General features: G+C 64.1%; 23 protein-coding genes and 4 tRNA genes. 15 read left to right on the forward strand and 12 right to left on the reverse strand.

The window, feature by feature from the left end; all coding sequences use genetic code 11:
- Positions 1-247: 247 nt before the first annotated feature.
- The 3 genes from L8V00_RS07915 to L8V00_RS07925 all read right to left on the reverse strand — a co-directional run bounded on the left by L8V00_RS07915 (position 248) and on the right by L8V00_RS07925 (position 1,288).
- Positions 248-320, reverse strand: a tRNA-Arg gene (locus L8V00_RS07915).
- Between the two features lie 642 nt (positions 321-962).
- Positions 963-1,035: transfer RNA gene (locus L8V00_RS07920), tRNA-Arg, on the reverse strand.
- Between the two features lie 168 nt (positions 1,036-1,203).
- Positions 1,204-1,288, reverse strand: a tRNA-Ser gene (locus L8V00_RS07925).
- 215 nt (positions 1,289-1,503) lie between these two features.
- Here L8V00_RS07925 and L8V00_RS07930 point away from each other — a divergent pair.
- Together L8V00_RS07930 and L8V00_RS07935 are read left to right on the forward strand one after the other, a co-directional pair.
- On the forward strand, positions 1,504-2,664 hold the full coding sequence (locus L8V00_RS07930; RefSeq protein ID WP_269944699.1) for a pyridoxal phosphate-dependent aminotransferase: 1,161 nt from the start codon (positions 1,504-1,506) through the stop codon (positions 2,662-2,664).
- A 4-nt stretch (positions 2,665-2,668) separates the two neighbouring features.
- Positions 2,669-3,436, forward strand: a complete 768-nt coding sequence (locus L8V00_RS07935; protein WP_269944700.1) for a hypothetical protein — start codon at positions 2,669-2,671, stop codon at positions 3,434-3,436.
- A 20-nt stretch (positions 3,437-3,456) separates the two neighbouring features.
- Here L8V00_RS07935 and L8V00_RS07940 read toward each other — a convergent pair.
- Positions 3,457-3,541, reverse strand: a tRNA-Ser gene (locus L8V00_RS07940).
- 90 nt (positions 3,542-3,631) lie between these two features.
- Between L8V00_RS07940 and L8V00_RS07945 the strand changes: the two genes are divergently transcribed.
- On the forward strand, positions 3,632-4,633 hold the full coding sequence (locus tag L8V00_RS07945; protein WP_269944701.1) for an NAD(P)H-quinone oxidoreductase: 1,002 nt from the start codon (positions 3,632-3,634) through the stop codon (positions 4,631-4,633).
- Here the strand turns inward: L8V00_RS07945 and L8V00_RS07950 are convergent.
- Positions 4,630-5,493: an EamA family transporter gene (locus tag L8V00_RS07950; protein WP_269944702.1), complete on the reverse strand. Its 864-nt coding sequence runs from the start codon at positions 5,491-5,493 to the stop codon at positions 4,630-4,632. The two genes, L8V00_RS07945 and L8V00_RS07950, sit on opposite strands and share 4 nt — an antisense overlap.
- Before the next feature lie 9 nt (positions 5,494-5,502).
- Complete coding sequence (locus tag L8V00_RS07955; protein WP_338027547.1) at positions 5,503-6,849, reverse strand: aminotransferase class V-fold PLP-dependent enzyme; 1,347 nt, start codon at positions 6,847-6,849, stop codon at positions 5,503-5,505.
- A 327-nt stretch (positions 6,850-7,176) separates the two neighbouring features.
- Between L8V00_RS07955 and wzm the strand changes: the two genes are divergently transcribed.
- The 9 genes from wzm (at position 7,177) to L8V00_RS08000 (ending at position 16,445) form a co-directional block, all read left to right on the forward strand.
- Positions 7,177-8,064: a galactan export ABC transporter permease subunit Wzm/RfbD gene (gene wzm / locus L8V00_RS07960; protein WP_269944704.1), complete on the forward strand. Its 888-nt coding sequence runs from the start codon at positions 7,177-7,179 to the stop codon at positions 8,062-8,064.
- 25 nt (positions 8,065-8,089) lie between these two features.
- Positions 8,090-8,878 (forward strand): galactan export ABC transporter ATP-binding subunit Wzt/RfbE, encoded by a 789-nt coding sequence (gene wzt, locus L8V00_RS07965; RefSeq protein WP_070488618.1) that lies wholly within the window; start codon positions 8,090-8,092, stop codon positions 8,876-8,878.
- A gap of 622 nt (positions 8,879-9,500) precedes the next feature.
- Complete coding sequence (locus L8V00_RS07970; RefSeq protein ID WP_011274309.1) at positions 9,501-9,767, forward strand: toxin HicA; 267 nt, start codon at positions 9,501-9,503, stop codon at positions 9,765-9,767.
- Positions 9,768-9,769: 2 nt separating this feature from the next.
- On the forward strand, positions 9,770-10,096 hold the full coding sequence (locus L8V00_RS07975; protein ID WP_049049004.1) for a type II toxin-antitoxin system HicB family antitoxin: 327 nt from the start codon (positions 9,770-9,772) through the stop codon (positions 10,094-10,096).
- A 624-nt stretch (positions 10,097-10,720) separates the two neighbouring features.
- Positions 10,721-11,851, forward strand: coding sequence for a hypothetical protein (locus L8V00_RS07980; RefSeq protein ID WP_269944705.1), 1,131 nt, complete (start codon positions 10,721-10,723; stop codon positions 11,849-11,851).
- A gap of 304 nt (positions 11,852-12,155) precedes the next feature.
- Positions 12,156-13,997, forward strand: a complete 1,842-nt coding sequence (locus L8V00_RS07985) for a long-chain-fatty-acid--CoA ligase (RefSeq protein WP_269944706.1) — start codon at positions 12,156-12,158, stop codon at positions 13,995-13,997.
- 3 nt (positions 13,998-14,000) lie between these two features.
- Positions 14,001-14,909: a galactofuranosyltransferase GlfT1 gene (gene glfT1 / locus L8V00_RS07990; protein WP_035003584.1), complete on the forward strand. Its 909-nt coding sequence runs from the start codon at positions 14,001-14,003 to the stop codon at positions 14,907-14,909.
- A 188-nt stretch (positions 14,910-15,097) separates the two neighbouring features.
- Positions 15,098-15,820, forward strand: a complete 723-nt coding sequence (locus L8V00_RS07995) for a GtrA family protein (protein WP_269944707.1) — start codon at positions 15,098-15,100, stop codon at positions 15,818-15,820.
- The gene (locus L8V00_RS08000; protein ID WP_269944708.1) at positions 15,813-16,445 is read left to right on the forward strand and encodes a GtrA family protein; all 633 of its coding nucleotides are present in this window, start codon (positions 15,813-15,815) and stop codon (positions 16,443-16,445) included. Before L8V00_RS07995 ends, L8V00_RS08000 begins: the two co-directional genes overlap by 8 nt.
- A gap of 503 nt (positions 16,446-16,948) precedes the next feature.
- Here the strand turns inward: L8V00_RS08000 and L8V00_RS08005 are convergent.
- Together L8V00_RS08005 and L8V00_RS08010 are read right to left on the reverse strand one after the other, a co-directional pair.
- Positions 16,949-18,400, reverse strand: coding sequence for a hypothetical protein (locus L8V00_RS08005; protein ID WP_269944709.1), 1,452 nt, complete (start codon positions 18,398-18,400; stop codon positions 16,949-16,951).
- 24 nt (positions 18,401-18,424) lie between these two features.
- A complete protein-coding gene (locus L8V00_RS08010) occupies positions 18,425-19,270 on the reverse strand; it encodes a hypothetical protein (RefSeq protein ID WP_269944710.1) in 846 nt (281 codons plus the stop codon).
- 36 nt (positions 19,271-19,306) lie between these two features.
- Here L8V00_RS08010 and L8V00_RS08015 point away from each other — a divergent pair, with 36 nt between their 5' ends.
- The 3 genes from L8V00_RS08015 to L8V00_RS08025 all read left to right on the forward strand — a co-directional run bounded on the left by L8V00_RS08015 (position 19,307) and on the right by L8V00_RS08025 (position 21,938).
- Positions 19,307-19,621 (forward strand): hypothetical protein, encoded by a 315-nt coding sequence (locus L8V00_RS08015; RefSeq protein WP_370642244.1) that lies wholly within the window; start codon positions 19,307-19,309, stop codon positions 19,619-19,621.
- A 110-nt stretch (positions 19,622-19,731) separates the two neighbouring features.
- Positions 19,732-21,144: a decaprenylphosphoryl-beta-D-ribose oxidase gene (locus L8V00_RS08020; RefSeq protein ID WP_269944711.1), complete on the forward strand. Its 1,413-nt coding sequence runs from the start codon at positions 19,732-19,734 to the stop codon at positions 21,142-21,144.
- Between the two features lie 35 nt (positions 21,145-21,179).
- Positions 21,180-21,938, forward strand: a complete 759-nt coding sequence (locus L8V00_RS08025; RefSeq protein ID WP_239317791.1) for a decaprenylphospho-beta-D-erythro-pentofuranosid-2-ulose 2-reductase — start codon at positions 21,180-21,182, stop codon at positions 21,936-21,938.
- A 134-nt stretch (positions 21,939-22,072) separates the two neighbouring features.
- Here the strand turns inward: L8V00_RS08025 and L8V00_RS08030 are convergent, their stop codons facing one another.
- From L8V00_RS08030 to L8V00_RS08045, 4 genes are all read right to left on the reverse strand, one after another.
- Positions 22,073-23,653 carry an MDR family MFS transporter gene (locus L8V00_RS08030; protein WP_274707167.1) on the reverse strand — a complete coding sequence of 527 codons (1,581 nt, stop codon included), beginning with the start codon at positions 23,651-23,653 and terminating at the stop codon, positions 22,073-22,075.
- A 143-nt stretch (positions 23,654-23,796) separates the two neighbouring features.
- On the reverse strand, positions 23,797-24,597 hold the full coding sequence (locus tag L8V00_RS08035; protein WP_269944712.1) for a PspA/IM30 family protein: 801 nt from the start codon (positions 24,595-24,597) through the stop codon (positions 23,797-23,799).
- 135 nt (positions 24,598-24,732) lie between these two features.
- Positions 24,733-25,728, reverse strand: a complete 996-nt coding sequence (locus L8V00_RS08040; protein WP_269944713.1) for a DUF6114 domain-containing protein — start codon at positions 25,726-25,728, stop codon at positions 24,733-24,735.
- Entirely contained in the window at positions 25,718-26,293 is a 576-nt protein-coding gene (locus L8V00_RS08045; protein ID WP_269944714.1) for a DUF6230 family protein, read from the reverse strand. Before L8V00_RS08045 ends, L8V00_RS08040 begins: the two co-directional genes overlap by 11 nt.
- Between the last annotated feature and the right edge of the window lie 94 nt (positions 26,294-26,387).

Below are 26,387 nucleotides of genomic sequence, written 5' to 3' on the forward strand. Positions count from 1 at the left end.
AATGAGGGGCGCAATTTCGCACCCTTATCCAGGTATCCCCCTCCCCCGTTTCGGCCGTCTATGGCGCTTACAGAGCTTCAGCATTTCGAGCGCTCAATTGCGAACAGCTACACCCCTCCCCGGCGCCTCCACACCAGCGGGCGCCACGCCAACGACAGCCTCCCCCAGCGCTAACCCGCCAACGCCAACCCCCGGACGCGAAATCCCCCGTGGCCGGCGGGTAACCGCTGGCCACGGGGGAAATTTGTGCGCCCGGAGGGATTCGAACCCCCAACCTTCTGATCCGTAGTCAGATGCTCTATCCGTTGAGCTACGGGCGCATCACCTCTACCCCAAAGGGCATCGATTAGGTCTGCAAGGTTGCCCTTGCAACGCAGATTAACTTTACACACCGGGGGCGCAAAACAACAAATCCCCACCTCACCAGCGGAAATGAAACCACGGCCGCCACGGGAAATAGGTAGTGCCCCAGGACCGTCACGGGAATGAAGTAGCTCGCGTGACCGCCACGGGAACGGGGCAGTGCGCCACGGGTGAAACGGACACCAAGCAGCGCACCGTGGATCCCACGGGGATCACGCAGTGGACCGCGGGCGAAACGGACAAGATCTGCAGACCTGGCGCGCGAAGCGCGCCAGAGGCCTCTGCGGCCAAAGTGTGCACTGTGCGGAGGCGCTCGCTAACGCGACCGCCGCTGTCGGCTCCATATCGCCTGCGGCGCCCATGCTTCCGCATGCGCGCTGCAGTCAGGGAGCGCGGCGCGTGCACACGCACGCGCGGCACACGTTCCAACTGCATGGCATTCCAGCACAAAGCTACTCCCCCGCAGCCAACCGGGGACTACCGCTGATCATGGGGCAAGGGTCCCGCAAGCAGCGCAAAGCAAACCCCCGCAGCCGGCGGAGAACCGCCGGCCACAGGGGAAAACCGCCAGGAACCAAAGCCCCAAACGGAAAAAATCGTGCGCCCGGAGGGATTCGAACCCCCAACCTTCTGATCCGTAGTCAGATGCTCTATCCGTTGAGCTACGGGCGCTTGGAAACTTCGACAAAGTGCTTCACGCCGGCACAATCCCAGCGGACCACCACAGGCGCACCACACGCCCCACAACACTGTCCGCAGCTGTTAGCCCCGGAACCTCACCACAAGTAACCGGGCAGCTTTTGTGGGCAGCTCTGGCGCTGACGCACTCTGTCGAAGTTGCGGAGGCGACAGGATTTGAACCTGCGGTCCCCTAAGGGACAACTCCTTAGCAGGGAGCCCCATTCGGCCGCTCTGGCACGCCTCCGAACGTCGTATCGCAGCACTGTTTCCAGATACCACAATCTCGACCGAACTTAGCCTACACAACCTGCCCACCTTCCCCAAATTCCCGCCCGCCCTTCCGCCCGCTCCCCAGCCCGCCCTGCTGGCCACGCCCCCGTCTGCACCAGCCACGCCTCCCCGTAGCCTCCCCGCAACCTCCCCGAAGTCCTGTCCCCGGCGCCAACTACACTGTGCAGTATGATTCGCCCCGATCTTTCCTCCCTGCCCGCGTACGTCCCCGGCTCCACGCAGCCGGGCGCGCTGAAGTTGGCTTCCAACGAGTCTTCGCTGTCGCCGTTGCCTTCTGTTAGTGCCGTTATTAATGACGCCACCTCGAACCTCAACCGCTACCCGGACATGGGTTCGGGCGCTTTGCGTGGGAAACTCGCACAGTGGTTGGGCGTGGACCTCGACAACGTCGCCGTAGGTAATGGCAGCTCCGCCTTGTGCCAGCAGCTGGTGCAGGCCACATGCAAGGACGGCGATGAGGTTGTGTACGCCTGGCGGTCGTTCGAGGCATATCCGATCCTGTGCAAGATCGCCGGTGCGGTTGGGGTGGGTGTGCCGCTGAAGAGGGGGCGTCATGACCTCAAGGCAATGAGTGACGCGATCGGCGAGCGTACGCGCTTGGTGTTTGTGTGCAACCCGAATAATCCGACGGGCACGACGGTGAGCCGCGACGAGTTCCGTGAGTTCATGGGGCGCGTGCCTGCGGATGTGACGGTTGTGCTGGATGAGGCGTATGTGGAGTACAACCGGGATGCGGAGTCTCCGGTGGCGTTGGAGGAGCTGCAGCGCTATCCGAACTTGGCGGTGTGCCGGACGTTCTCGAAGGCGTATGGGCTGGCGGGTCTGCGGCTGGGCTACCTGGTCGGGCCGGCGGAGCTGGTGGAGGCCGTAAATAAGGTGGGGATTCCTTTTGGTGTGAACGCGCTGGCGCAGGCGGCGGGGATCGCGAGCGTGGAGGCTCAGGGCGAGCTGGCCGCGCGCGTGGATGCGACGGTGGCGGAGCGCGAGCGGGTGGAGGCGTACCTGGCGGGGGTTGCTCCGCCTGGGGCTGGCGGCGCAGGCGGCAGCACGGGTGCCGGGGCCGGATCAGGCGCCGCGGCCGGGGCAGCCGAGCCGCTGACGTATCCCTCGCAGGCGAACTTTGTGTGGCTGAACGCGGGCGAGCGCGCGGAGGCGCTGGACGAGGCGCTGAAGCGCGAGGGCGTCATCGCGCGGTGCTTCGCGGGCGAGGGCGTGCGCGTGACGGTGACGACGGCGGAGGAGACGGATGTGCTTCTCCGCGCGCTGGACCGGGCTTTGCCGGCCGCCGGGCTGGTTAACTCCCCGCAGGCCGCCACGCAGGCCGACTAGCGCCGTGCATCCGGAGGATCCGACGCGCATCCCCGCCGTGGTGGAGCGTCTGCGCGCGGCGTGGGAGGCTCAGCCTTCGGTGCCGTTTGCGCAGTTGTGGGCTCAGTTGGAGTCGGTGGGCGTGGGTTTCAACGCCACCGATGCGGAGCTGGTGGAGGCGTGCGATGAGTTATTGCGCCGTCATCCTTATTCTTTCTCCCCGGTTTTGTCGGAGGTGCCTACTGTTTCGTCTAGTGACGCCCCTTCGGCCTCCCCTGCCCCGCGCACCGTGGTGGTGGAGACGGCCGATCCGGGGCCGGTGGTGACGCTTTCAGTGGAGCCGGGGGAGCCTCTGGGGTGGGCGGTTGTGCGCGGTCGGCGTGCAGGGGTTCAGCCGGTGGTGTGGCGTTTTCGGGCAGTGCGGGCGTGCCGGGCGGGGGCTCCTTTGGTAGTGGAGGATGCGGAGGGGTTTGTGCATCGCCTGGGCGTGGTGGAGCGTTTGACGGCTGCGGGGTTCTCGGTGGCGCCGAGGGAGAATGCGGCTGCGTTGGAGGGGTTGCGGCGTGCGGAGTTGGGGGATCGGGTGTTTGTGGTGCGTTTCGCGGATGATTCGTGGGCGTTGGTGGGGCACGCTTTGTGGTGGTTCCAGGTGGGGCGTCGCGCGGTGGATGCGCGGAGGTTGAAGTGGGTGGGGTTTGAGTCTGGGATGCCAGGAGCCCCGCTCCTGGTGCGTACACCGGGAGCGGGGCTCGAGGAGTTGCCGCTGGTCGCGGAGGTTTTCCGCGCCATTTGATTGAAGAACAATACAATCTGCGGAAGCAGGGGGATTTGAACCCCCGGATGGTTTCCCATCGCTGGTTTTCAAGACCAGTGCATTCGGCCGCTCTGCCATACTTCCAACACGGCTCAATACCGCTCAAAACATCCTACACCCCACACCACAACGCACCCATTTCCAGCCGCACAATGATTCATTAGGGTGGAGACCATGAGCATCACCACCAAAGCAATCGTCCAGACCGATACCGAAAACCCCAGCTCCCTGGCCTGGCTAACCACCAGCATCGCCGATCCCCAACCTGGCGAAGCCCTGGTGCGCATCCACTACGCAGGCGTCAATAGAGCAGACACCCTACAAGCCCAAGGCCACTATCCCCCACCCCGCGGCACCACCGACATCATTGGCCTGGAAGCCGCTGGAGTGATCGAAGACCCCAACGGAGCCACCCGCCCCGACGGCTCCCCCTGGCACCCCGGCGACGAAGTCGCAGTCCTGCTCTCCGGAGGCGGGTACAGCGAATACGCCACCGTGCCCGAAGGCCAGCTCCTCCCCATCCCCGCCGGATACAGCCTCGCCGAAGCCGCCAGCGTGGTGGAAGTTGCCTGCACCGTCTGGTCCAACATCATGATGACCGCCCACTTACGCGAAGGGGATACCATCCTCTTCCACGGCGGCGGCGGAGGCATCGGCATCTTCGGCATCCAACTAGCCAAAGCACTCGGCGCCACCGTGGCCGTCACCGCCGGCTCCGAAGAGAAACTAGACGTGTGCCGCCGCTACGGCGCGGACATCCTCATTAACTATAGGGAAGAGGACTTCGCCGACATCCTGGCCGAACACGGCGGGGCGGACGTAATCCTGGACATCATCGGCGCAAAATACCTCGACCGCAACATAAAGGCCCTAGCCCCCGACGGGCACATCGTGATCATCGGCATGCAAGGCGGCGTGAAGGGCGAGCTGAACATCGCCAAGCTACTCAACAAACGCGGCAACATCAGCGCCACCGGCCTGCGCTACCGCGATACTCAAGGCAAGGCCCGCATCGTCGCCGAAACCCTACACAACGTATGGCCACTGCTGGAAAACGAGCAGATCACCCACCACATCGACCGGATCATGCCCATCGCCGAAGCCGCCGCCGCGCACAAGGCACTACTGGCAGGGGAGGTCACCGGCAAGATCGTGCTCGAGCTACCGCAGAGCTAGGCGCGCTGCTTGCCACGCCGCGGCCAGCCGCCCGTCTGCACCAACACCAGCGCCGCCAGCACCAGCAGCAGGCCAACCCACTGCACCAGCGAAAGCCGCTCGCCGACGAACACCACTCCCAGGAACGTCGCCGTCACCGGGGAAAGCACGCCCAGGATCGCCACCTGCACCACGTCCAACTTCGCCAAACCGTGGAACCAAATGCCATACGCAATCAGGGCGCCGAAGATCGTCAGGTACGCATAGCCCAGCACATTCTGGCCGGTCAGGTGGTCCGGCAACCCCTCCATCACCAGCAGCAACGGAACCAAGAACAGCCCGCCGAAAGTCAGCTGCCAGCCCGTCACCGCCAACTGCGGCACATCGTCCGGCTTACCCCACTTCTTCGCCAGAATCGCGCCCAAACCCATGCACACACTGGCGCCTAAGCCCGCGAGGATGCCGCCGGTATTCAGGGCCGCGGCGGGCGTCAATACCAAACAAGCCACACCCACCACGGCAACGAGCGCACCGATCACCTGGTACGGCTGAATGCGCGTGCCCAACAACGCCGGGCTCAGGGCAATCACCCACAGCGGCGCCGTGTTCGTCACGATCGCCGCCACCCCGCCCGGCAACAGATACGCCGCCGCGAACAGCAGAGCAAAGAAGCCGCCGATGTTCACAACCCCCAGCACCGCAGACTTCCACCACCACTGGCCGCGCGGCAGCCTACGAAACCACAGCAGCAGCATCAAACCCGCAGGTAGCGCACGCAGCACACCCGCCAGCAGAGGCCGCCCAGGCGGCAGCAGGTTCGTGGTGACGATGTACGTCGTTCCCCAAATTATCGGTGTAAGCGCAGTAATCAGTCGAAGCACACGGCCACGCTATCTTACGGACGCCACCACCCGCACCAGCTGGTCCACATCATGCACGGTGTTGTGCGGGGCGAACCCGACGGAAACTGCACCGGCCTGATCCAGCGCCGAGCCCAGCGCCGAGGCTGCGTCTGCGGCCGAAGCCGTATCTGAGTCCGCGCCCTTGCGAACGTGGCGACCACGAGAGTTCCCGCCCGGCTGCTCCTCAAAGACCCCCATGCGCTCCAGCAGCTGCGACTGGCCCGGCGCGACCACTCCCGCGACCACTCCATTGGCCAGCAGGCGCTGCACCACCACGCCCGCGGGCACACCATCCACCAGGAAGCTCACGCGCGGAATACGATCCACGGCGGCGAAATCCTCCAGCACGTGGCCGTCGCCATCCACGCCGATCACATGGACAGTGCCGAGGCTCTGCAGGCCCTCCACCAGGTGCGTTGCCAGGGAATTCAGGTAGTCCGCCGCATGCGGCAGGCCGGTCTTCAACCGGGTACGGCGGGTGCCGCGGGCGGAATCATCCAGGCGAGCCAGGTGGTCCACGGCCTCCGCCACACCACCCAGCAGACCCTCGGACACGCCACCCACGCCCACGCCATGGCCAGAGCGGAACACGGCCCGGCGGGTGGCATCGTCCTTAAACACCAGCGCGCCCACGTTCGGCCCGCCCAGGCTGGCAACATCCAGGGCCAGCACGTCCGCGCCCATCTGCTCCACATCCACCACGCGATATGGGGCGAAGGAATCCACGTCCACCACCAGCAGCGCCCGGGACTTCGCCCGCACGCAATCGGCGATAGCGCGAACATCCGTCACCGTGCCCACGTAACGGTTCGCGGCAGAGACGGCCACCACAGTGGTCTCCGGCTCCACCAAGTTCGTAAACTGCCAGGCCGGCAGCACACCGCTGGAAAGATCCGGCTCCGCCCAGCGCACCCGCGCGCCATACAGATCCGCCGCATGCTTCCACGGAGTGACGTTCGCCGGATCGTCGATGCGGGACAGCACGACCTCCTGGCCCAGGCGCAAGCGCCGGTACAGAGCATGAGCCAGATCATCCAGCAACGCCTCGCGGGAAGCGCCCAGCACCACATTCTCCGGCCGCGCGCCCGTCAGATCCGCAATCGCAGTGCGCGCGGAATCTCCGAAAGACTCACCAATGCGGCGGCCCAGACGCTGCGCGCGGGAATGCGAACCGGTCGCGGACTCCGGCGGCTCCAGCAAAGAAGCCACCCGGAAACTCCGCGCCACAGCCGAAGTGACCCGCTCCGGCACCTGCGGGAAATCCTGCGCGTTTAAGTACGTCCAGCCATCCGATAGCGATGCATACAACCCCCGGACCCGTGGCACATCGAACACTGGACTTCTCCTTACATTCCTTATATATAGACTGCTTCGGACAGTACTTTCCACACCTCGCGCCGCATTTTTGCGACTCGCGGCGGCGCCCCTCAAAGGGCGATGAGCATTCCCCGACCCGGCCGGGGACTAACCTCAACCGATACTAGCGCCCAATCCGGACAGGCAACACCGCGCCCGGTCGCAGCAGCTAACTGTCGCACGCGCCGCCACTAATGCAGAAGCGGGACTCGCCGGGAATAGGAGGTGTGGGCGTCACAAAGTAAAATAGACTGCCTCAAAGCAACAGCAACGAAAACGCGAAGCAGTAACAAGAAGCAGGACCAAATGCCACAAAAAATGCCAGAGGCCGCGGATCTTCAGCGGATCACCGCCGCGGCAGACGGCGACATCCCAGCTAGCAACTCCCAAACCTTCGGCGCCGCGTGGGCGGACCTGAAGAAGGGGCTTGCGCAGCGCGAACTATGGCTCGCACTCGGCTGGCAGGACATCAAGCAACGCTACCGGCGCAGTACCCTCGGACCCCTGTGGATCACCATCGCCACCGGCGTGATGGCCCTGGCCCTCGGCCTGCTGTACAGCCTGCTGTTCCAGCAAGACCTCGCCAGCTTCCTGCCGCACGTCGCCGTCGGCCTGATCCTGTGGGGCTTCATTTCCGGCTGCATCAAGGACGGCTCCGAGGTGTTCATCGCCAACGAAGGGCTGATCAAGCAACTGCCGTCCGCTCTGTCCGTGCACGTATACCGACTGGTGTGGAAACAATTCCTCTTCCTGCTACACAACCTCGTGATCTGGCTGGTGCTGCTGGCTGTATTCCGCCCATCGCTCGGATGGGAAGTGCTGCTCGTTGTGCCCGCCATGGCCCTCATGATCGCCAACGGCATCTGGGTGACCATGTTCTTCGGCATCATCGCCACCCGCTTCCGCGACGTAGCCCCGCTGCTGGATTCGCTGGTCCAACTGGCCTTTTATATGACGCCCATCGTCTGGACCACCAAAACCCTCCGCGACCAAGGCGGGGCAGTGGCCGAGCGTGCGAAGATTGCGGAGATTAACCCGCTGTACCACTACCTGGAGATCGTCCGCGGGCCGATGATCGGCGAGCCAGTCCCCGCCTACCACTGGGGCATCGTGGGCGTGCTGACCGTGCTGGGGCTTGCGCTGGCCCTGCTGGTGATGCGCCGCTGGCGCTTCCGCGTGAGCTACTGGGTATAGGAAGCTACAGGGTTTAGGAGACAACATGGTTTCGATTGACACTTACGACGCGTGCGTAGACTTCCCTATCTTCGATGCGAAGACCCGCTCCATGAAGCAGACATTCCTGGGGGCTGCCGGCGGCGCGATCGGCAGGAACTCGTCGAATACGGTGATGGTGGAGGCGCTTAAGGGCGTCAATCTGCATCTACAAGACGGCGACCGGATCGGCCTGGTCGGGCACAACGGCGCCGGCAAGTCCACCCTGCTGCGCCTACTCAGTGGGATTTACGAGCCGACGCGCGGGTCCGCGATCGTGCGCGGGCGCGTGGCACCCGTGTTCGACCTGGGTGTGGGCATGGACCCGGAGATCTCCGGGTACGAGAACATCATGATCCGCGGGCTGTTCCTGGGGCAGACGCGGAAGGCGATGCGGCGGAAAATGGACGACATTGCGGAGTTCAGCGAACTCGGCGAATACCTGGATATGCCGCTGCGCACCTACTCGACGGGCATGCGGATTCGGCTGGCTTTGGGGGTTGTGACCAGCATCGACCCGGAGATTCTGCTGCTGGACGAAGGCATTGGCGCCGTGGATGCGGCGTTCATGGCTAAGGCGCGCGGGCGGCTGGTGGAGATGGTTGAGCGGAGCGGCATCTTGGTTTTCGCCTCGCACAGCAACGAATTCCTGGCGCAGCTGTGTGACAGTGCGCTGTGGATCGACCACGGAGAGGTCCGGAAGGTCGGCCGCGTGGATGATGTGGTTGAGGCCTATGAGGGGCCGGAGGCTGGTGCGCACGTCCGCCAGGTGCTGAAGGACCTGGGCCGGGGTTAGTGCTGGCGGGGTGCTGGGCCGCTGGCCTTGCCCCCTCCTTTGTCTACTGCGAATGTCGCTAGAACGGGAATACGTCGGCCGGAGCAGGCTGCGCGGGGCTCTTGACGGGCCGAAATGTCGCTAAAACGGGAAAGCACCAGTTAAATCAGGCTCAAGCAACCTCCCGCAAGGCCAGAATGTCGCTAGAACGGGAATACGTCGGCGCCCGCAGAGCCCCACAGAAAGCCACAAAGCTCTGACCTGCGCTTTTGCCTATTTTCAAACCAGCCCCATTAACCCATTCCCGTTCTAACGACATTCCCACCCAAAGACCCCTCCCGGAACCCCTCAGCCGGCCACCCATTCCCGATCTAACGACATTTCCACCCAAAGCCCCCTCCCGGAACCGCTCAGCCGGCCACCCATTCCCGTTCTAACGACACTCCCACTCAAAGCCCCCTCCCGGAACCGCTCAGCCGGCCACCCATTCCCGTTCTAACGACATTTCAGCGGGCCGCAGCCTCCCCCAGACCACCAGCCAACCCACCTCTCCCCACACCCCAGCGACACAAGTGGGGCTAGGGAGAGGCTGAGGGCGTCAGAAAGAAAGAACAAATAGTACCACCTGTGGTACTATCACTGCATGGGCAACAGCGTCCCCGAGATCCTCGAGAAAATGCGCAGAGCGCCCGCGAGCATCCGGTTTACCGAGCTCACGAAGGTCTGCGACCATTATTTTGAAAGCCGGCAAACAACCAAGACCTCCCACCGAACATACAAAACACCCTGGCGCGGCGACCCGCGCGTGAACATCCAAAACTCCAGCGGGAAAGCGAAGCCCTACCAGGTCCGACAGGTCCTGCGGGCCGTCGACAAGCTGGAAACTAGACGCAAGAAAGGCGGGCGATAACCATGGACGTGCACAAGTACACCTACCAAACTGCCTGGTCAGACGAGGATCAAGAATTCGTCGCAACTGTGACCGAGTTTCCGTCCCTGTCGTGGCTGGCTCCCGACCGCGCGCAGGCCGAAGCTGGGTTGCTGGACCTGGTGGCCGAAGTTGTAGAGGACATGACACAAGCTGGAGAAACCGTGCCGGAGCCGCTGGGGTTGCGGCAATTCTCGGGGAAGTTCAACGTGCGGACCTCGCCGTCGTTACATCGGATGCTGGCGATCGAGGCGCAATCGGAGGGTGTTTCGCTGAACACGCTGGTTAATCAGAAATTGGCGGCGCGGTAGTTGCGGATTTTTTATTGACGCCCACTAGCAGGCGGCGGTTGGAACGTTCGCCTGGCCTGGGAGTTTCGGCGCGCAGGGGGTTGCGAGGGGGCGCTTGGCGGGCCCGAATGTCGCTAGAACGGGAAAACGTCGGCCGGAGCAGGCTGCGTGGGGGGCATAACGGGCCAGAATGTCGCTAGAACGGGAAAGCACCAGCTAAATCAGGCTGTGCAGGGCGACCACCGGGTCGAAATGTCGCTAGAACGGGAATACGTCGGCGCCCGCAGAGCTCCACAGAAATCCACAACGCTGTGACCTGCGCTTATGTAAATTTGCAAACCGTTCCCATTAACGCATTCTCGATCTAACGACATTTCCGACTGGGCCATACCCCCGGAAGCCCTCAGCGAGCCACCCATTCCCGATCTAACGACATCTGCAGGTTTGTTGCCAGCGTTTGCGGGTGGCCTGCCGACATTTCCACCCAGGAAGCCGCGCGAGAATTCAGCTCCTATACACCACCGCGAGGAACTTGGCATCAAAAATTTTTCTACCTGTGGATAAGTCAGGTGCCGTCCACAATTTATCCTCAGTGCACCGGATCCCAAGCACACTACTCGGGCAGAAAGTGTAAGAATACCTCCCATGACGGGGGATAACACCAACGCAAGCATCAGCAAACCCACCACCAGCAGAAACACCAAACCCACCAAGCCAACAGCCACCAAGCCAAACACCACAAAACCCAGCGCCTACACGCCAGCCAAGCATCACCAGCCTGTGAAACACCTGGTCGATGTGCGCCGAATCGACCCCTCCCAAGCCCGGAAGTGGCAACGCTGGGTAGAGAAAGGCGAGGCCGTCCGCCTCGCTCGCGGGATCTATATACCCGCAGGTCTCTGGCGTGAGATCGGCCAACAACCGAACGCGGCAGAAATCCAAGCGCAGGCCTTCATCGTGGCGGAATACCTGCGCTACTCCCACAGAATCCCGGCCGTCGTGGCGGGCAAATCGGCAGCCTTCCTCCACGGCCTGCCCCTCGAGAAGTTTGGGCCGCCGGAGACGGTGGAGTTGGCGTCACCAAAAAGAAGCCTTATGGGAAGAAACGGCAGGTCAGAGCGCTACCTCGCGGCGCCGGGGCAAGGCCAGCGCGCCGTGCTGATCCCCACAGAGTTCGGCGAGATTTGGACCAGCGGGCTGCTGGATACGTGCCACGACCTGGGGCTTCGACATTCGCTGGACGATGCCGTCATCGCCACGGAGGCCGCGCTGCACACAGAGAAAATCACGTGGAACGCATGGCGCACGTGGCTCGACTGGCAAAGTGGACAGCCCATCCGCCACGGCGCCCAACACGCCCGCACGGCCGCGCGCCTCATCACCCGCTTCTCCGAAAGCCCACGCGAATCGCAGCTGAAGATCCGCTTCTGGGAACACGGCCTGCCCGCACCATTTCAGCAGGTCAACATACTCAACGAAGGCGGCTGGACCATCGGGCGCGTAGACATGTTCTTCGACGTCGGCCTCGCCGTCGAATACGACGGCCGCGACAAGTACGGCGACACCGCACCAGCCATCGAGCGCGCCCTGCTCAAGGAACGCCAACGCGAAAACGACATCCAAGCCCGCGGCATCACGCTGCTGCGCGTCACGGCGGAAACGTACCTCTCCGGCCGGGCAATCGAGCAGGTCACCGAGCATTTCCACGCCCTCGCGGCACGTCCGACCCGCCCGCCGTGCACCCTCTGGAGCGGCGGCGCGCTCGCCTGGTCGTAGCTTCTTTTCTTTCTTTTTGACGCCCCCTCGCCCCCGTCGCCTTCACCTCCAGCTTCGCGAACCGTCCGCCCTGCCCCGGCGCGAGCTAGCCACAAACTAGAGATAAAAAGAGAATTAAAGAACCCCGCCAGTTGGAGCGCCCGAAGCGTTAGACTCGGTCACGGACACGCAGGCGTGACTGAAGGCACAGTGCATACTGCACGTGAGCGTAACCACGCCCTGCACATTGAACCATCAGATTGAATCAGCAAGTTAAACCCAAAGCACACGTAGAACAACTTACGAACAACGCACGCAGAACCAGGTGAAACAGTTGACCAACCCAGCAGGCGACAACGGCGCAGGCACCCCCGCCGGCAACGAGGAAACCACTCCGGCCAGCACCCCCGTCGGCGACGGCACAACCGCATCCGAGGCCTTCAACTCCCAGGCCTGGCTGCAGCACTACACCCCGTGGACGCAGCACACCATCGACCTCGACGACCCGGCGGAAAACCCTGCAGGCTTCACCATCCCGGAAGTCTTCTGGCACGCGGTGGACACGATCGGCGAGCGCAACGCCTTCACCTTCTTCGGCAAAGCCACCACCTACGAGCAGTACGGCCGCCAGGTCGCCATCGCCTCCGCAGCCCTGGAGAAGCTCGGCGTGCAGCGCGGAGACCACGTCGCCATCGCGCTGCCGAACTGCCCACAGGCCCTCATCGCCTTCTACGCAATCCAGAACATCGGCGCAGTTCCCACCCTGCACAACCCTCTGTACACTGCCGCCGAGCTCCGCCACCCCTTCAACGACCACGGCGCCAAGGTGGCCTTCTTCTGGGACAAGGTCAGCGACATCGCCGAGGATCTCCGGCTGAACAGCCCCCTCGAAACAGTCATCGCCGTCACCCTCCCCGACGAAATGCCCGCCCCGCTGCGCTACGCCCTGAAGCTGCCGATCCCGAAGATCAAGGCCATGAAGGACAAGCTCACCGGCCCGGCGCCCTCCGCCGTCTCCTGGAAGAGCTTCATGCGCTCGGGCGGAAATGGCGAAAAGTGGCTGCGTGGGGGCGTCAAGAATATAAAGATCGACCCGACCGACCCCGCGCTGATCCTCTACACCTCCGGCACTACCGGCAAGCCGAAGGGCGCCGTGCTGACTCACCGCAACCTCATCGCGAACCTGCGGCAGGGCCAGGCGTGGGTGAAGGGCCTGGGCAAGGGGCCGAAACCAGAGGTCATGCTGGCCGCGCTGCCGATCTTCCACGCCTACGGCCTGACCATGAACATCACCCTCGCGCCGATGATCGGTGGCGAAATCCAACTGCTGCCCGCGCCTGAAATGCCGCTGGTCATGCGCGTGATGAAGAAGAACATGCCCTCCTGGATGCCCGGCGTGCCCGCGCTGTACCAAAACATCATGAAGGAAGCGGCGAAGCGTGACATGCCGCTCTCCGGCATCCGCAACTCCTTCAGCGGCGCCAGCGCACTGCCCGCAGAGACTGTCCGCGAGTGGGAAAGCTCCACCGGCGGCAACATCGTGGAGGGCTACGGCCTGACCGAAACCGCGCCAATCATCGCAGGTAACCCCATGGGCAAGGGCCGCGAGGGCTACATCGGCGTGCCCTTCCCTTCCACTGAAATCCGCATCGCCAACCCGGACAACCCCGCCGAGACCATGCCCGACGGGGAGGCTGGCGAGCTGGTCGTCCGCGGCCCGCAGGTGTTCAAGGGCTACCTGAACCGCCCGGACGCCACCGCGGAGGCCTTCTACGAGGACTGGTTCCGCACCGGCGACATGGCCGTCATGGAGTCCGACGGTTACCTGAAAATCGTCTCCCGCATCAAGGAGATGATCATCACCGGCGGCTTCAACGTCTACCCCGCCGAGGTCGAGGAAGTCCTGTGCGAGCACCCCTCCATCGAGCAGGCTTCCGTCGTTGGCGTGCAGCGCAAGGATGGGTCCGAGACCGTCGCTGCGGCTGTGGTTCTGGCCAATGGTGCTGTTATTGACGCCGACGACTTCCGCGCCTTCGCCAAAGAACGACTTACTGCGTATAAGGTGCCGAAGGTATTCCATGCATTCCAGGAGCTGCCCGCCGATCAGCTGGGCAAGGTGCGCCGCCGTGAGGTGCAGGAGCTAGTCGCAGAGAAAGAACAGGCCTAAAACATGCCGCTGAGCAGGAAAGACACCGTCGCCGCAGTGATCGTCACGCATAATCGCGTGGAATTGCTGGAGGCCTCGCTGCGCCAGGTTGCAAACCAGGAGGGCGCGGAGGTTGCGCACGTGGTGGTTGTGGATAACGGCAACGACCCGGCGGTGCGCGAGCTGGTGGAAGCGGTGTGCGGGTCGCGGGGCCACTACGTGGGATCCGCGACGAACCTGGGCGGAGCCGGGGGCTTCGCGCTGGGATTCCTGACGGCGCTGTCCCTGGGTGCCGACGCGATCTGGTGTGCCGACGACGACGGGCGGCCTGCCGACGCGCACGTACTGGCCACCCTGCAGGAGGTTGCGGAGCGCGAGGGGCTGGAGGAAATCAGCCCGGTGGTGTGCAACATCGATGCCCCGGAACGGCTGGCGTTCCCACTGCGCCAGGGGTTGGTGTGGCGGCGGACGCTATCCGAGCTGGAGGGTTCTTTCCTGCCGGGGATCGCCAGCCTGTTCAACGGCGCGCTGATCAGTGCGCGGGCGATGGAGATAATTGGCGTGCCCGATTATCGGCTATTCATCCGTGGCGACGAAGTGGAGTACCACCGCCGCCTGGTCCGCAGCGGCCTGCCCTTTGGAACGTGCCTGACCTGCGCGTATCTGCACCCCGACGGGTCGGACGAGTTCAAGCCGATCCTCGGCGGGAAGATGCACACGCAGTACCCGGACAATGAATTCAAGCGCTACTTCACGTACCGCAACCGCGGGTACATCATGAACCAGCCGGGCATGCGCAAGCTGCTGCCGCAGGAATACGCCCGCTTCGGATGGTTCTTCCTGGTGCAGAAGAAGGACCCGAAGGGGTTCGCCGAGTGGCTGCGGCTGCATGCGCTCGGTCGGCGCGAGCAGTTCCGCCGGCCGGGCCGCTAGCGCGGCTGCGCCCCCGAGGCACGGGCGGGCGCGAGTTCTAAGCAACTTTTTAAGCGCACACACCGGCCAGGATTTTCCCTTTTACCCGGTCACGGGCGTAGTCTTAAGTGACTATCGCGGTGCCCCGAGCAGCACTTGAGCAGCCCCCGAGCAGACTCCCGGCGCCGCCTAACACCACCTAACCGAGGATGAAGTTAGCCGAAGTGACCGTGTCCGAAACCCAGACCACCCCGAGCGCTGAGCCCACCAAGCCCGCTGAAGACGTTGGCGTCAATAAGAAGAACGCCAAAGACGCAGCCCTCTCCCGCACGCACCGCCGCCGCAACGTCGCGCGGCAGTTCATCCAATTCGGGATCGTCGGCGCATCGGGGTTTGTGGTCAACCAGGCGATCTTCGTGCTGTCGAAGAAGCTCGCGGAGGCCGGCTGGGACATTCACGTGCAGGATGCCTTCCTGAACCTCCTCGGAACCCAGTACCATTTCCGCTGGTACCACGTGTTTTCCGTGGTCGCGTTTCTGCTGGCGAACATCTGGAATTTCTGCCTGAACCGCTACTGGACGTTCCGCCACGAGCCGAAGCGCGCTTGGTGGAAGCAGCTGCCGCAGTTCATGGCCGTGGGCGTGTTCGGACTGCTGATCACGCTGGTGGTCTCGACAGCACTAGTGAACCCCGAGTCGCCGATCGCCCTGCCGCAGGACATTTTCGATAACTCCACGGGGCTGCGCACGCGCGCGTACTGGGGCAACTTCATTGGTGTGATCCTGGCGGTGCCGGCGAACTTCCTGTTCAACAAGCTGTGGACGTTCCGCGCGAAGCCGCGCGAGGCCAGCCGGGTGGTGCGCGTGGTCGAGCCACGGACTGGCGGTGCTGGTTCTGGTGCCGGTGCGGGCGCGGGTGATGCGGATGTCTAAGCCTTCTTTTGATGACTCTATTAATGACGCCCCCTCGCCGCAGCCAGGCACCGATCCCGCTGGGGCCGGGCACTCCAGTGGTGCCGGCGCTGCTTCCGGTGCCGCGACCGGCGCTGACAATTCCAGCGGGTCCCAGGCGGTTTCCGGCGCCGCTGCCGACGATGCCGCTGCCGGGCAGGGCGCGCGGGTCGGCGATAACTTTCAGTCGGAGCACACCACCCGGGCGCAGCGGATCATTCAGTCGCAGCTGGTGAAGTTTGTGCTGGTCGGAGGTTTCAGCGCCGTCGTGGACTTCGGCTCCACAGCGCTGTTCACCTTTGCGTTTGGCTTGAGCGATGGCGTGTCGAAGGCACTGGGATTCGTGCTGGGAACCCTGACGGCATACTTCATTAACCGTCGGTGGACTTTCCAGGCGGAGCCGAGTGGGCGCCGATTCGCCATCACCATGGTGACCTACGGGCTGACCTTTATTGTGCAGTGGGGGCTGTACAAGGTGTCGATCCCGTGGCTCGAAGGCTTTGACCTGAATGCATTCTGGGTACGTGCGATCAGTTTTGTGATTGCGCAGGGCACGGCGACGGTGCTGAACTTCCTGATCCAGAAGTTCCTCATCTTCAAGCGCTAGCCGTAACTGGCGCTTCAAGCGCTAGCTGGGCTGCATCTTTAAGCGCTAGCCGGGCTGAATCTCCAAGCGCTAGCCGGGCTGGCTGGAGGCTTCCGGAAGCCTCACCGGTACCCAAAATGTCGTTAGAACGGGAATGCGTGGCCGGCTAAGCGGTTCCGGGGGACTGCCTTGGGTCGAAATGTCGTTAAAACGGGAATGGGTTAATGGGAGCGGTTTGCAAATTCGCAAAGCCGCAGGTCAGGGCGTTGTGTATTTTTGCGGGGGTCCGCGGGCGCCGACGTATTCCCGATCTAGCGACATTCCATTCCGCTAGGCACCCTGGTGGACCTGCCCTGACCGACGTATTCCCGATCTAGCGACATTCTGACCAGCCGGACACCAGGCAAAGCCCGGCCAAGCTAGCCAAACCAGTAGTTAGACACTGCCTACGGACAGGCGAGGCGAAACTGGCACTGCAGCAGGCCCGGCAGGTCAGCAGGCCAAGCCCGGCCACGCCAGCCAAGCTAGCGCTGCAGGACGAAGCGGTACATCTCCAAGCGGTCCAGCAGCGAGCACTGCGGAACCAAAGGAACCGCCTGGTCATCGGGCTGAGGCTCCCACTTGCACGCCCCCACCTGCGCCAAGATGCGCCCGGTCCGCCGCGACAGCCACTTGATCTCGCTGGCACTGAGGGCGTCAGTACCCAAGGCAGTATCGGTCGGCGGTAGCTTCGCATCCGCGCGCGTGAAGCCGAGTGCCGACATGAAAGCCTCGCTGACCTCGTCGACCTCCGAATCCACCAGCGTGGACAGCGCGATGATCCGCGCCCACGCTGCCGCGCGCCCGATCTTGCTCTTCTCGATCGGCGCGTCGGCCAGCAGCTCGGCGGCGTGCTCGGTGACGTTCGCCGGCCGCTCCAAGTCCAGCGCCTGCAGCAGCGGAATGAACTCGTACAGCGCCCGCTCGTGCAGCAGTTCCCGCAGCTCAGGATCGGTTTCGGCGAGGATCTGCTCGACGGTATCCTCGCCCGCCAGCGCCACGTTCACCTCCGTGACATCCACGCGCGCCGGAATGCCCGCAGGGTGCAGGTGCGCGGCGAGTTCGTCTTCCTGATTCTTATTGACGCCACCCGCCTCAGCCGCATCGCCTTCCGTATCGGCGAGGAAGTCGGCGGCCAGGAGCACTGCTTCGGCATCCGGCTCGCCCGGCGCGTCGAAGGAGGCGTCGAAGGGGGAGCTGGTGGGGACGAGCTCGATTTCCTCGTGGCGGGTGGTGGTGTCTGTGACGTTGACGCTGAAGTCGTAGCGGCCTACCTTCAGCACGCCGATGGTCCCGCGGCGGAAAATGTCGCCGAGAGCAGTGCCAATGGAGTTTGCGCCCTTGGCGTAGACGCGCACGCGGCCAGCAGTGCGGGCGCGGAAACTCCAGGTTGGCTCGGTGGTGGTGTCGGCGGCGGCGGGAGTTTCAGTGTCGGCGCCCGCACTGTCAGCGCCGGAATTCTCAGCGCGGGCGGGCGCGCCGGCGCCGCGCTCCGTCCGCGCGACGTAGCGGGTGGGGTGCGCCTCGGGGACTCGATTCACGGATTCAGGCCAGTCGAAGCTAGTGAGGATCGCGTCGGCGAAGTCGGCCACGCTCATGGCGCCGGAGACGCTGAGCAGGCGGGAGTATCTTCCCACTCCCGGGAAATGGTGCTCCACTACCACGGTGAAGACTGTGGTGTGGGCTCCGTTGTTTCTGCTGGCCCCCGCCCCCGGTGTGGACATAACCCCCAGGCTTTCCTGCACTTCCGCCCCCTCGGCGTTAGCTTCCGCCCCGCCGGCACCATCGCGCCGGGAGGTGCGGATCTTCGACAGGGAGATCACGCTCCCGCCCGCGATTGGCGCCTCCGTGTCATCGTTCCCGTTGGCTCGCGCAGCGCCAGGACCGCCGGCTGATTCATAGCCCCCGGCGGCTCCAAAAAGCGATGAGCGATTCATGCACCTAAGCGTAATGGCGCCCGGCTAACCTCGCTGGGCGAGAACCAGCGGAAGCGGCTGAGCAGTCACGAACTCGCTGATCACAGGGCCAAGTCGGCGGACTCGCAACTTGTCGAATGCGTTGTACTGCGCGATCCAGCCGCGCAGCGCGGCGGCCTCTTGCAGCGCCACCGCCACGGCCGCTCGCTCGGCCTCGCTTCCGGCGCGCTCTGCTTCCCCTGCGCCTGCGCCAGCGCTTCCCTTCGCGCCAGCCTCATCGGCTCCCTCGCCTGCGCCATCGCTCTCGTCGGCAGCACCCGCGCCGCCACCAGCCCCGCCGACCTGGCCAGCCACGCCGGCCTCGGCTTCCCGGAACTCCTCCAGCGTGCGGAAGCTCCCCCACGCCGGCTGCTTCTTCCCCGGGAACTCGTCGCTGAAATGCTGCTTGGCGGAGGCGAGGGCGTCATTAAGAGCAACCTCCGTAGCCTCCACATCAACCAGCGCAACATCGCTCGGCAGCACCTTCGCGGCCGCTTCGTCGCCCACAAACAGCACGGGGTAGCGCAGCAGGGCGGCGAGCATGGCCGCGCGGTCGTCGGTCCCCTCGATCCAATCCGCGCTGGCGGCGAAGCCGTGGATGCCCGAGCCATCGATCAGCCAGGCGCCGGAAAAGTCGCCGAGTTGCACGTCAGGGTCGGTTTCCACCTGCCAGATGGCGAAAGTCGGGTCGTCGGCGGGGCCTGTGGCGGCCACGACCATGATTGGGTCGTAGCGGACGGGCTCGGGCGTGCTGGGAGTGGCGCCGGAGCCCGCGGGGTCCGCGCCGGGGGCCGCGGTACTCGCGGCGACACCCGACTCGGTGGCAGTGCTTTCAGGGGCAGTTGTGCTCATCGCTATTGGAGGTTACCACCGACTATGATCTTCCCCATGGCTGTTTTTGATAGGTTCCCCGCCGCCGCGAAACTCTTCAAGCGCTCCAAGCTCTCCCCCGCCGAGCAGGAACACAGGAGTGCGCCGGTGCGAGTCGGTGGCGTCGGTAAGGAAAGCAGCTACGAGGCCTCCACCCGCACGAACCTGCCGCTCAACGAGTTCATGACGCGCCTCATGGCCCAGGAACTGCCCATCCTCGACAGCACTAGCCGCCAGCGGGTGCGCGACATCCTACGCGAATACGACGGCCCCACCATCACCGAGCCCGAGGAACTACCGGAGGAAATCCGCCAGATCATGGAGCTGTACTAGCCCTTTCTTAGTGACGCCGCCCACACCGCAACTGCGAAAACGCTGGCAACTTGAGCCCCACGCGGCGCCGCGCCCAGGGGTTGTCGCACCCGGGCGCTAGGGTAGAGAACATGGAATTGCACACCAGCACTCGTACCCTCACCGGGTGGGGTCGCACCGCCCCCACGACCGCCGAAGTTCTGTCCACACAGGATGTCGATCAGATTGCCGCCGCCGTCGCGCGCGTGGCCGACGATAACGCGGATAAGCCCAGCCACCTGCAGCGTGGCGTGATCGCCCGCGGCATGGGCCGCAGCTACGGCGACCCGGCCATGAACGCCGGCGGGCTCGTCATCGACATGCAGCAGCTGAACACGATCCACAGCATCAACCCCGATACCGCCATCGTGGACGTGGATGCTGGCGTGACGCTGGACCAGCTGATGAAGGCCGCCCTGCCCTACGGCCTGTGGGTGCCGGTGCTGCCCGGTACGCGCCAGGTGACCATCGGCGGCGCTATCGGCCCGGATATCCACGGCAAGAACCACCACTCCGCGGGTTCCTTCGGCAACCACGTCCGCTCCATGGAGCTTTTGGTGGCCGACGGGCGCGTGCTGCACCTGACCCCGGAGGGCTCCGAGGACGACCCGGACGGCGAGCTGTTCTGGGCCACCGTCGGCGGCATGGGCCTGACCGGCATCATCCTGCGCGCGACCATTGAGATGACGAAGACGGAGACCGCGTACTTCATCGCCGATGGAGACATGACGCACTCCCTGGACGAGACCATCGCGTTCCACTCCGACGGTTCGGAGCACAACTTCACCTACTCCTCCGCCTGGTTCGACGCGATCAGCCCGGAGCCGAAGCTGGGCCGCGCCGCGATCTCCCGTGGCTCCCTGGCAACCCTGGACCAGCTGAAGGAGTACGCGCCGAAGCTGGCGAAGGATCCGCTGAAGTTCAAGGCCCCGCAGCTGATGACCGTGCCGGACATCTTCCCGAGCTTCACCATGAACAAGCTGTCCATGGTGGCCATCGGCGAGCTGTGGTGGCTAAAGTCCGGCGAGTACCGCAACCAGGTGCAGAACCTCACGCAGTTCTACCAGCCGCTGGACCTGATCGGCGAGTGGAACCGCGGCTATGGTTCCAAGGGCTTCCTGCAGTACCAGTTCGTCGTACCGACGGAGGCCGTGGAGCCATTCAAGGAGATCATCCGCGACATCCAGCGCTCCGGCCACTACTCCGCGCTGAACGTATTCAAGCTGTTCGGCGAGGGCAACAAGGCCCCGCTGAGCTACCCGATGCCGGGCTGGAACGTCTGCGTGGACTTCCCGATCAAGCCGGGCCTGGGTGCTTTCCTGGACGACCTGGATCGTCGCGTGATGGAGTTCGGCGGCCGCCTGTACCTGGCCAAGGAGTCCCGCACCTCCGCCGAGAACTTCCACAAGATGTACCCCGGCCTGCCCGGCTGGCTGGCCACCCGCAAGCGCATCGACCCGACGGGGGTTTTCGCCTCCGACATGTCCCGCCGCCTCGAGCTTTAACTGCATAGAGCTTCAAACACCGAAAGAGAGTCACAATGATTGATGCCGTTGGCAAACCCCAGTCCATCCTGCTGCTCGGCGGCGCGTCCGACATGGGCCTCGCCGTCGTCGAAGAGTTCCTCTCCCGCGGCCCCGCGCGCGTGATCCTGGCCGCCCGTGCTGGCGAGTCTTTGGATGACGCCACCGCCCGCATGAACGCCGCCGGTGCCAGCGAGGTCGTACCCGTCTCCTTCGACGCAGTAGACTTCGATTCCCACCCGCAGGTTTTCGAGGAAATCTTCAGCCACGGCGACGTGGACCTGGCCATCGTTGCGTTCGGAATTCTGGGCGATAACGAGAAGCAGTGGACCAACCAGAAGCTGGCCGTGCAGGCCGCGCAGGTGAACTTCACCGGCGCCGTTTCCGTCGGCGTGCTGCTGGCCGACTACATGAAGAAGCAGGGCCACGGCCAGATCGTGGCATTCTCCACCGTTGCAGGTGAGATGGTCCGTCGCTCCAACTTCGTCTACGGCTCCACCAAGGCTGGCCTGGATGGCTTCTACCGCATGCTGAACGAGGCCCTTCGTGGCACCGGCGTGCGCGTGCTGACCGTCCGCCCAGGCCAGGTGCGCACCAACATGACCAAGGACCTGGAGGACGCGCCGCTGACCGTGGACAAGGAAGACGTGGCCAAGGCCATCGCTAAGGCCGTGGATAACCGCAAGTCCCTGATCTGGGTGCACCCCCTGTTCCGCCCGATCATGCTGATCCTGAAGCACCTGCCGCTGCCGATCCTGCGCAAGCTGCCGCTATAAAAATTTTCTGATCGAACTCAACGGGGTTCCGCCGCGGGCCCGCTCAGCACAAAAGCGCCGACCACCGGTCGGCGCTTTTCTAGTTCAGCACTGGTTCGCACCCCCACTAGCGGACAACACTCTCACCGGGCGATCTAGACCTCCCGGGGCGCGCCCGGGTGCGCGGAATCCTTCGCATCCAACTTCAAAAACGCCGAGGCCACCATCAGAACAACCGAGGCGAAAGCCGCCACCAGGAATGCCACGTGGATGCCCTGGCCAACCACCTGCGCCTCGGCCAGCGCAGGATCCGTGGCACCCAAGCTCGCCAACTCCTCAGCATTGCTAGAGGCGTAGCGCGCGGAAGCGAAAGTCATCACAGCCACGAAGATCGCCGTTCCCGCGCCGCCGGCAACCTGCTGGAGAGTATTCAGAATCGCCTGCGCGTGGGAAGCCAAAGAGTCCGGAACGGCCGCCAGAGCGTTGGACATAAGGGGCGTCATCATCAAAGCAATGCCCAAGTTCAACACAACCGTAACAAGCATGAGCTGCACAAACGCCGGCCACGTGCCGGAACCAACCCAGGAAAACAGGTGCTCCGTCTGCTCCAGGGCGGCAAAGCCCATCATGCCGATGGTGATCAAGATGCTGCCCGGGATAATCAGCGGGCGGGTGCCACGCGCGTCGTAGGCACGGCCGACCGCGGGCCCCAGCAACCCCATGACCAGGCCGCCCGGCAGGGACACCATGCCGGTCTTCAGCTCCGACAGGCCGGCGACGTTCTGTGCGTACAGCGGCATCAGAATGATGAAGCCGAAGAGCATGGAGAACGTAAACAGCAGCAACCCCAGCGAGAGGTTGTACTCGCGCACACGCACCGGCTGCAGGTTCAACAGCGGAGTGGCGCCCGGCTTAGAGCTGCGCTCCAGGGAACGCTGGCGCAGGAAGAATACCGCCAGGATCACCGCACCCGCAGCCAGGATGATCAGGCGCTGCACCGGCACGCCATCGGCCAGCTCCGACAGGCCAGCCAGGCCGTACACCAGGCCCGCGAAGCCGAACGCGGAGAGGAAGACGGAGAGCACGTCCAGGGAAGGGCGGCTCGGCTCCTCGAAGTTCTTCACCAGGAACAGGCCTGCGACCAGGGAAATCAGCACCAGTGGAGCGACGAGGATGAAGATCCAACGCCAGCCCAAGGCCTCCAGCACCACGCCGGAGAATGTCGGACCCAGCGCCGGAGCCACTGCAATAACCACCGAGACCAGGCCGAACACCGCGCCGCGGCGGTTAATGGGGACCAGCCGGATGATGGTGGTCATCAGCATCGGGATCACCAGCGCCGTGCCGCTAGCCTGCACCACGCGCGCCAGTAGCAGGATCGGGAACGTCGGCGCCGCGGCCGCGAGCACCGTGCCGACCAGGAAGGTCGTCAGCGCCGTCGCGTAGATCGAGCGCAGGCGGAAACGCTGCATGATATAGCCGGTCATCGGAATGACCACGGCCATCGTGAGCATGAATGCTGTGGTCAGCCATTGCGCTGCATCGGCGGTGACGCCAAACTCTCCCATCAAAACGGGCAAAGCCACGGCCAAGGTGGTCTCGTTGAGAATCACCACGAAAGCCGCGGCGACGAGCACACCGATTAGGAGCTTTGCGCCGGGCGCGGGCTCGCCGGGAGGGACGGAGTGCTCCGCGCGGTCGGAGTTGGTGGCGTCAGAAATAGATTCTTCAGACAAAAGTATCCCTCCACGATGTAAAAGGCGGGCGCATTGGTGCACCCGCGAACCTTGGATACTTTACACCAGGTTTGCTGGTCGCAGAGGGGTGAATGGTGGGCGCAGGGTAGGCGGGGCCACCGGGGTAGAGCGGGGTGGGCGGGTTAGCGCTCCAGCTCGCCTTGAGCCTCGCCAGTGCCGTTGCCACTGCCCTCGCCCTGCTCGAGGGCGTTCGCACCGTTCTCGGCGTTCAGCTGGGCGCGGATTTCCTCCAGGCGGGAGCTGGCGCGCATGTCGTTACCAGCGGATTCAATCTCCGACATGCGGCCCTGCACGGAGTTCTCGACGAGCTCCTGGCTGCCGAGCGCCTGAGCGTAGCGCTGCTCGATCTTCTCGCGCACGCTGTCCAGGGTCGGCACGTCATCGTTCTGCACCAAGCCATCCATCTGCTGCATGGAGTTCGCGGTGGCCTCCTGCATCTTCGCCTGATCCACCTGGGAACGCAGCTGGTTGATCTGCGCCATCTGATCCTCAAGGCGGGCAGCGGACTGCTGCTGTTGCTGCTGCGCCTGACGGGCGGCCTCCTCCGCACCGGAGTACAGTCGCTTGGTCTCCTCGAGCTGCTGCTCGACCGTGACCAGCTGAGAAGCGAACAGCTCCGCTGTCTGATTCAGCTCGTTGGCCTTGGCCTGGTCGCCGTCGGCCGCAGCCTTATCGGCCTGCTGGATGGCAGTGCGAGCGTTACCCGAAAGCTTCTCCGCATCCTCCTGCAGGCGGTTCATCTTCATTTCCAGCTGATTGCGGTTACCGATCACGCGAGCAGCACTTTCGGAAATCTGCTGGTGCTGCTTGCGAGCCGCTTCCGTGGCCTGCTGGATCTGCACATGGGGATCCGCGTTCTCCTCGATCTTGGTGTCGAGGGACTGCATCAAGTACTTCCAGCCCTTAGAAAATGGATTCGCCATGGGAAAACTCCTGTGTCGCTATGTAGTCGGTACTTAGTCGAGATGTAGTAGTTTGCTTAAGTTAACTGCATTCCAGCGTACTGACTTTCCGCGTGGCGCACGGAGCGAAAGCGGGGGAGGAAGTCAAGCCCTCCGCTACAGCGGGTATAGGTGAACCACCGGGGCGTCCATGGTCCGCCCGGTCAAGTGCAACAGGTCCAGCTTCACCTGTTTCAGGGAGACGACCTCCATCACCGGGTCCGGGATCGGCGCCTCGCTAGGAATCAGGCCCAGCTGGTGCAGCACTTCCCCTGCGCCAGCGGAAATATCGACCTTCATCGGCACCGTGGAGATCTCAGCCAACGCGGGAACGGCCTCCAGGGACGTAGCCTCCACCACAACGGGGCCTTCGACCACGTAGGTTTCCACATCCGGGCCGGTCTGCATCAGCCCGTCGCCCCATTGGCCGGGCAGCCTGATTTGCAGGTTCTTGATCTCCAGCCGGTCGCCGGTGATGCGCAGCAGGTCGCGGCCGCCGTGCTCCGTGCCTACAGAATCCACGCCGATGTGCACGTTCCCCTTGAAGGTCACGTTATCTGCGGTGACCTGGCCGACGTCGCCCACCCGCGCGGGCTGTGCCACACTGTACGGGGCATTCGCATTCAGGATGCCCACGCCGGTGGCGATCCCCACTGCCACCAGCAGGGCCGCGATCGTCGCGGAGTATCCACCCCCGGAGCCCCCGTCCTTTTCCTTGCCCTCGCCCCGAGCCTTCTTCGGCTTCCGCTCCCCCGACTCCCAAGCCAGGGCAAACGCCCCGCCGAAAATACCCAACAGCGAACCCAACAGGAACCCGCCGATATTGGAGGCCGGCAGCGCCACCAGCGATACCAAAATGGCGAAAACTCCCAGGTAGGGCGCCGTGGCAGGCTTCAGCCAAATACCCAGCGCGAACATGATCTGCGCCGCGCCCAGGAAGAGCGTGGAAACCCCCGACAGCGTGGAGATCATCACCAGTAGGTCGGAAATGCGCAGCGTCAGATACGCGGGCGTCATAATCACAACACCCGAAAGCAGCACCAACAGTCCCGGCACGAACGGTCGGTTGCGGCGCCACTCGGCGAAGCGCGCTAACCGCCCTTTAGCAGGCATTCTCGGTTCCTCGGCGCACGCTCGCCTCCACTCCGGAAACGTTCAGCTGCTTCGCCCCAACCGACGTGGCAATGATCTTCTCCGCCACAATCTGCACGTCCTTCGAGTGCAGACCCCAGGCATCGTCCGGCGCTTCGGGGTTGACCTGGCTGGCGTCAATACCAAGGTTGGGGTCGGCCATCCGCAGGCTGCCCTTAATGTCGGTGGAGCCCACGATCAGATCGTCCGCATCAACGCTGTTCTGTCCGTTGGCGCGCAGCGAAAGGGTGGCCTCGCCAACGGCGGGAAGGTCCGGCACGGTTGTGGAAAGGCACAGGTCAGAGGCCTTCGCCTCCTTAATCTTCACGCGCGCTACGGGCAGGTGATCATCGCCCTTCGCATCGTTATCCATGAACAGGGAGAAATCCTGCCCGGACAGGCCGCCGATCGTCACGGTGAAGAAAGAGCCGGAAAGCGCCAAGTTCGCAGAGATTCCGCCCTTCGCCACGGCCATTCCGGTACCGGCGAAGCCGACCAGCCCGGCGGTCAGCGCCACTGCGGCCTTCTTGCCGTTGATCCGTCCCATTTCGTGCCTCCTGTTGTAAAGCCCTTACGCATTATCCCCGCCGCGGCGCCGTTGCGCGAATCGCAGTTCTTTTTGGTGACGCCCTCTAGGCCGC

The sequence above is a fragment of the Corynebacterium evansiae genome (genome assembly GCF_027570065.1).
GTDB classification, from domain to species: Bacteria; Actinomycetota; Actinomycetes; order Mycobacteriales; family Mycobacteriaceae; genus Corynebacterium; species Corynebacterium evansiae.